This is a genomic window from Pseudomonas sp. SDO5591_S426 (assembly GCF_054070755.1).
In genome coordinates, this window is record NZ_JBSVXD010000294.1 from 1 (window position 1) to 4,675 (window position 4,675).

Consider the following 4,675-nt stretch of genomic DNA (forward strand, 5'->3'; position numbering starts at 1 on the left):
GTATTGCGGCGTCCCTGTGGGAGCTGGCTTGCCAGCGATTGGGTGCGAGGCACCCGCCTTCAGGGTTTGACCGGCGGCTTGCGCAGCAGACTGAACGCCATCGCCGCCAGGAACAACACGCTAAGCAGCAACACGGCCCACAGGCCGAATTTCTTCCAGTCGGTGCCCACGGCAACCGGTACTGTCGCAGCCGTCGAGGCCGTCACCACCCCGCCATCGACTGAAGCCCTGCCCAGCGTCGTCAGCTTCGCAGCGTTGTAATCCGGAATCAGCGTCGACAACGGCAGGTTCGCCGCCTTGACCGTCGAATTGCCCAGCGCCAGCGTGTAAGGCCCGGGACCGCGGGCCAGAAACACCAATTGCGTGGCACGCACGGCGAACTTCAGCGTTGGCGCTTGCGCTCCAAGACCGCCGCCGCGTTCGTCCACGGTCAGCTTCAGTTGTTGCACGATTTGCCCCGACAACTGCAATTCGTTCTGCACCACGTCCTGGCCATTCTGGGTCAGACGATAGAGCAAACCACTGCTCAACGCCTGCCACGGCAGACTGCTGTCGCGGCGACCCGACAAGGTTACAGGCGCCAGGCTATTGGGCTGTTCCAACTCGACCCGCACACGCTCGACGTTCAGGCCCATTGGTAATTGCCAGATGTACTCACCGGCCTTCACGCTGCTGCCGGTCAACGCTTGCGACCAGACCAACGGCAACGGCAGGCTGCGGCTGCTTTGCAGTTGCGCCGACGTCAGGGTCGGCGCCGTTTGCGGCGTTTCCCATAACAAACGCAAGTAACGCGCCGACTGCCCCGGCAGGCCGACTTCGTGCTGCTCGACCCGCTCATCGGCAAAGGTCAGCCGCGCCACCTGCCCTTCACCCCACGACTGCCAATGCTGTAAATCGTCGCTGGCCTCGATAGTGAAGCGCTGGAAACCGTCGCGCTCGCTGGTCCAGTCGAGGATCAATTGCTGCAACGGTGCTTTGATTCCGCTGGCGTCGAGCAGCCAGCCTCGCAACTCCTCTTCACCCACCTCCAGTTGACTGGAGGGCTGCACTTCGACCAGCGTGCCGTTGGCACTCGATTGCACCCGCACGCTCGGTGCGTGCTCGGTGGCGTCCGCCGAGTTGTACAGCGGGAACCATTTGACGTCGGTCAGTGTGCGGTTGGCGTCGGTCTGCGCAGTTTCGCGGGCCAGGGCGTAAGCCTGCTGGTCGCCGGCAGCATTGAATACGCGCACATCGCTGAGGTCGCTCTGCCGTGCATTCAGTTGCACGGCCAGCGGCAATTCAAGGCGATACCAAGGGCCCTCGCCACTTACCGACAACGCTACCTGTGTGGCGAAGTCCGCCGGTTTTTCCTGAGCGACGGCTGTCAGCGCCATGCCCATCGCAACAGCGCCCAACCAACCCAGGTTCAGCTTCTGACTCAAGACGACACTCCTTCTGTTTCCGGGGCCGGTCTTTCAGCTTCCGGCACAGCCTCGACGCGCTTGGGCGGTAACGGGGCGAAGTAGCCCACCACCAGCAGCAACACGCCAACGCCGATAAACGACACGATCCGCGCCAGCCCGCCGCGGTTACTCAATTCGACAAAGAACAATTTGGCCACCACCACACCGATCAGCGCCGCGCCGATCAGCCAGACTTCGCGGCGATGACGCAAATGGCCGCCGATCATCAAGCTCAAGGCCATCAAGGTCCAGACGATGGACAGACCGGCCTGCACCCGCATCGATTCAAGCAGCGCATCGAGCTCGTACGGCACGCCGCTCCAGTGGTGGGCCGTGCGCATCACCAGTGCAGTAAAGAACACAAACAGCGAGAAGCCAGCGATCAGTTGTGTGGCGGAGGAGGCGAAATCCCGGCGCAGCTCGACTTGCGACACGGCGCTGCGAGACCAGACGTAAACGCCGAACAGTGCAAACAGCAAACCCAACTCCAGCGGGTTGATCAGCGGCACGTAGGGCAGCGGTTCGGCCAAGCCGTCACTGAAGACGTTGGCCAGCCAGAACCAGCCCAGCATCAACAACGCCAAGGGCGCGGCGGCATACACGCGGTATTCGCGCGAATACTCCGATATCGGCCATGGCCAGGCACGCGGCGCGGCCATCAACACCAGATACAGGCTCGGCAAAATCGCCCAACCCAGCCAGCGCCAGGCATTGTATTGCTCGGACAACAGCAGCAAGCCGTATCGCAACTCCAGGGCCAGCACGCCGATCAGCAGCCAGCAACCGAGCACATGGGCGGTACTCAGTACCCGCGCAGGGAGCATCGGCGCCAAGCGTCGCAGCGAGATGAAATGCACGACGAACACCGCTATCCACACCAACCAGCCGAAGCTGGCCGCCGGGTGATAGCGCGAATGCCAGGCAGCGAGCAACACTATCCCGGCCGCCGGGATCAGCACGGTGCAAAGCAGCCCCAGCGATGGCCATTTCAGGCGTAGCGCCAGCACGGTCCACAACGCAACACTCAAGGTCGCGACAGCCAGCAGCAGCGTCGCCTGCAAGGACAACGGGGCAAAGCGCAGCACTTCACTGACCCACGCCAGCGCCCACCAGCCTGCGCCCCACACCAACAATGCCTGGGACAAGCGTTGCGCACTCAGCCCGGCAAGGCTGACGAGCTGCAAGCGCCACGCCCCGACCAACCCCGCCACACCGAGCACCAACGGCGTCCAGAATTCGCCATGGGCCAATGGACGCAAGCCTTCGTCGAGCATGGGTTCGGCTACCAGGAACAACGCACCACCCAGCCACTGCACCGCGAAAGCTGTGAACACAAATGTCCGCGAAGGCAGGCGCAAACCGACCAGCAACGTGACCAACCCGGCCACTGCCCAACTGATCGCCGTGCCATGGGCGAAGAAAAACAGCGGCGCCAGCAGGTAGAGGAACGACAGGCCGAGACACGCCAACACCGGCAGGCCTTTGCGCTCCCATGCCGACGTCTGCTCGGGCTGCGCTTTATGCAACTGATAGAAACTGAACAGCAGCGCGATACCCAACATCAGCGCACCCAACGGTGCGCCTTCGAGCAGGCTGCTCTGGCCATCGCCCAACTCGCTAAGAAACATCAGCGCCGAGCCCAGTTGCAGCAACAAGGCAAAGGCTCTGGCCAACGGCCGTTGCTGACGCAGTCCCAGCCACAGGATCCCCGCGCCCTCCACTGCCCATGCGGCGGTGGTCCAGCGCGCATCAAGCCCCAGGGGAATCGCCAGGCTGGTGAAGATCACGCCCAGGGCCAGGCAGGTTTCCGCCAGCAGCAACGTGCGACCGGCGAACAGCAAACGGGCCAGGCCCATGTAAATGATGCCCAGCGCCAGGGCACTGAACGCGGCGGCGAATTCCAGATGCTGCACCAGTGCGAACTGCAAACCGAAGCCCACCAAGGGCGGACCGAACAGCAACGTGCCGTCGACGTAATCACCCTTGCGCGCCGACCAGTGCAGCAGCGCCTCGCGGCCACCATCCTCAGGTGCATCGCCCATTTCCAGCAGCTTGCGTCGGGCGAACAACAGACCGATAGCCAAGTACATCAGGAAGAACAGAATCAGGAACGGCTCAGTGCTCCACAACAGCTCCGGCGTATAGGACCGTGCACCCCAGGCGAAACCGATGCCGAACGTGCCGACGAAACCGATCACGTTCAGCAGGCGCCATGCCTTGAACCAGGCGATGCCGAGGATACCGGCGTTGAGCAAGGCGAAATAGCTGAACAACGCTACATGGCTTCCGCTGCCCGTGGAGGCCAGGATGGGCGCGGCGAAGCCACCCAATGCTGCCACTGAGGCCAGTCCCAAGGAGTCTTGGGTGATGGCGAGAATTGCCGAAAACACCGTCACCGCGACCAGCAGCCCAAACGCCGCCGAAGGATCAATAAGCGGATGCAAGCGCATCGCCGCAAACACCGTCAGGTACAACACCGCGACACCGGCGCCCTGCAGCATCAACGCGTAATTATTGTTTCGCGATCGCAGCCACCAACCGAGGCCAAGCAGGCCCAGCGCCGCCGCCGCGACACCGGCGTAACGCAACTCGATCGGCACCACCACACCTTCGGTGGCATAGCGCAGCAAAAAGGCCAGGCCGAGGAACAACAACACCACGCCGACCCGCAACACCGTGTTGCCGCCGAACAGCCAGGCGCGAGCGCCGTTGATGGCACGCTCGATAAAGTTGGGGCCGCTCGGGATGGCAGGTTGTTGCGGCTCGCGGGTGACCGATTCGGGCTTCCAGGCATCGACGGGCTCGGGAGGCAGTTCCCAGATCAGTTCAGGCGTTTCGATAGGGGACTGCGCGACGATGATCTCAGGTGCCGGAGCGGATTCACTGATAGCAGGTTCACGGGTTTCAGGGGCAGTGAAACCGGGTAGTTCCAATACGGCCAAACGCTGCTCCACGCCATGCAACGCAACCTGTGCCCTCTCCAACAAGCGGCGTTGCTCGTCGGCCTGCGAAGCCAATTTGCCGATACGAAAGGCCTGACCGATCGCCAACCCGAGCAAAGCGCCCAGCAGCGCATCGCCGAACGACTCGTCGAGTATCCAGCCCAGCACCAGGCCAATCAGCATCAACATCCATTGCATGGTCGATATCCTTGAGCGCAATCCAGAAAGATTAGCGTAGCCACAGACAAAAGATCGCAGCCTTCGGCAGCTCCTACAAAAGCGCTTTGA

At 62.6% G+C, this 4,675-nt stretch carries 2 protein-coding genes; both read right to left on the minus strand.

What is annotated here, in order from left to right:
- Positions 1–59: 59 nt before the first annotated feature.
- On the minus strand, positions 60–1,424 hold the full coding sequence (locus tag ACW9JC_RS28785; RefSeq protein ID WP_457459283.1) for a DUF3999 domain-containing protein: 1,365 nt from the start codon (positions 1,422–1,424) through the stop codon (positions 60–62).
- Positions 1,421–4,585 (minus strand): DUF2339 domain-containing protein, encoded by a 3,165-nt coding sequence (locus tag ACW9JC_RS28790; RefSeq protein ID WP_457459285.1) that lies wholly within the window; start codon positions 4,583–4,585, stop codon positions 1,421–1,423. The genes ACW9JC_RS28785 and ACW9JC_RS28790 overlap by 4 nt, the downstream gene beginning before the upstream one ends.
- Positions 4,586–4,675 lie beyond the last annotated feature (90 nt).